Genomic DNA, 1,743 nt, shown 5'->3' with positions numbered 1-1,743 from the left:
CTCTTCCGATCTTGGTTTTGGTAACGTTCCGACAGTGAGTTTGGGAACTGCAATACTAAAATCTTGACAAAGCCAAAACAGCAACCTAAGAATGAAAGCAACAACCCCACCAAGTACCAAAATTCCACGTTAATAGTTATTGTTTGTCTCCTTGCAAATCTCCCGATAGGTCGCGTTATGCACCGCAATTTGGCGTAGGGTTTCGGTGGTGTCTTGACGGCTTGCCTTAATCACACCAAGGCCTGCACAGCTGGAGTTAATCACGGAGATTGCTTTGTTGTTGCAGGCGGTTAATAAGCCCATTGCGATCAGAAGTGCGGTTGTTTTCTTCATTCTTTTTTCTCGTTTCAAAATGTTTCACTTGGGTTTGAGCCACCGCATTTTTCTGTTGCGGTTGCTCGTTTTGCTTAAACAATCGGTCGATTTCCTGTTGAGCTTTGCGAATTTTGTAACAGACAATCACACCGCTGACCAAAACCACCGCAACCCCACCTAAAATTAAGTAAGCCATCATTCTTCACGCCCCCGATTATTTAACTCATTGGCAAAGCCTTTCGTGGCTGCACCGCCAGCACAGAAAATGGCAAACGTAGTGAATAATTCGCCCACATAGGCACGGTCAAGCCACACGGCATAAATCAAAATGCCAGCCATTAATAACACCCCGAAAAATTGGATAAAGGCGGTGGTACTGAGCCTGCCGTTGTCGTTGGTGATGAGTTCTTTGATTGCCATTAGTAACTCCAGCGTAAGTAAAACCATTGAGCAACGGTGAGACCTTTATTGATTGCATGGCTAATTTTGACGTTATTGCTTAATTTTTTCACTTTGTTCTCCGTATTCTTCAAATCTCCCACAGCCCCTCTTTTCTAAAGAGGGGGGCTGTTTTTTCTCCGTTTTACCGTTTCCCTCTTTTGTAAAGAGGGGTTAGGGGAGATTTATTTAAACAAATGTTCGTGATTGATAACCTGCTCGGAATCCAACCAACTCTACATATCAAAGCATGGGCAATCTTTAATCCGTTCATTAGGCGTGATTGTCCCATCGCCGTTAAGGTCGGGGCTTAAATCACGATGTCTACAAATGCGAACGCTGGGATATTTCGCTTCAAGCTGACGCAATAATTTATGTAGTGCCTGCCATTGTTTTTCGGTGTATTCACCATGGTTTTTGCCATCTTTGCAGATACCGCCGACCAAGCAGATACCAAGGCTGTTAAGGTTATGCCCTTTAACATGCGCACCTGTTTCGCCCTCACGACGACCTGTTTCAACCGTGCCGTCGGTGTCTATGACGAAGTGGTACCCGATATGTTGCAGATGTGGGTTGAATTGCTTGTAGTTGCTTGCTAAACGCTGAAAGCCTCGCTGTTTTTGCCAGTCGTCAATACGTTGGGCTGCGGTTTGGGTAGTGGTGCGAAGTTGCTTGCCGTTTTGGGTGGCTGAGCAATGGATCACGATTTTTGTGATGGGTGAGGTGTGCATAAAAAAACTCCAGTTATCAAGGATTGGTTGATAACTGGAGTGTACTGAATATAGGTGGGAACTGGTTTTAAACTGGTTTAATGATTATTTTGTATGTAACGTATCAAGGATAATTTTTTTACGTTCAATCCTATCGCCTTTTTCACGATAAACTAAAGTAACAGTTGCTTTCACAGCTTCCTGTTTTGCTAATATACTCAAATCTACGGTTAGTGGAATTTCAATCGGCAAGCGTTGAGTAAATGCACCTTCTATATAT

Annotated in this window: 3 protein-coding genes; all 3 read right to left on the bottom strand. The window is 43.6% G+C overall.

The window, feature by feature from the left end:
- Positions 1-256: 256 nt before the first annotated feature.
- On the bottom strand, positions 257-514 hold the full coding sequence (locus QMF79_RS00550) for a DUF2681 domain-containing protein (protein WP_281772344.1): 258 nt from the start codon (positions 512-514) through the stop codon (positions 257-259).
- Entirely contained in the window at positions 511-735 is a 225-nt protein-coding gene (locus QMF79_RS00545; RefSeq protein WP_281772343.1) for a DUF2644 domain-containing protein, read from the bottom strand. Before QMF79_RS00545 ends, QMF79_RS00550 begins: the two co-directional genes overlap by 4 nt.
- 254 nt (positions 736-989) lie before the next feature.
- Positions 990-1,484: an N-acetylmuramoyl-L-alanine amidase gene (locus QMF79_RS00540; RefSeq protein ID WP_281772342.1), complete on the bottom strand. Its 495-nt coding sequence runs from the start codon at positions 1,482-1,484 to the stop codon at positions 990-992.
- Between the last annotated feature and the right edge of the window lie 259 nt (positions 1,485-1,743).

This window comes from Pseudohaemophilus parahaemolyticus (assembly GCF_938021905.1).
Lineage (GTDB): Bacteria > Pseudomonadota > Gammaproteobacteria > Enterobacterales > Pasteurellaceae > Haemophilus_A > Haemophilus_A parahaemolyticus_B.
The sequence above is the reverse complement of the archived record's forward strand: the minus strand, read 5'-3'. Positions and strand labels throughout refer to the sequence as shown.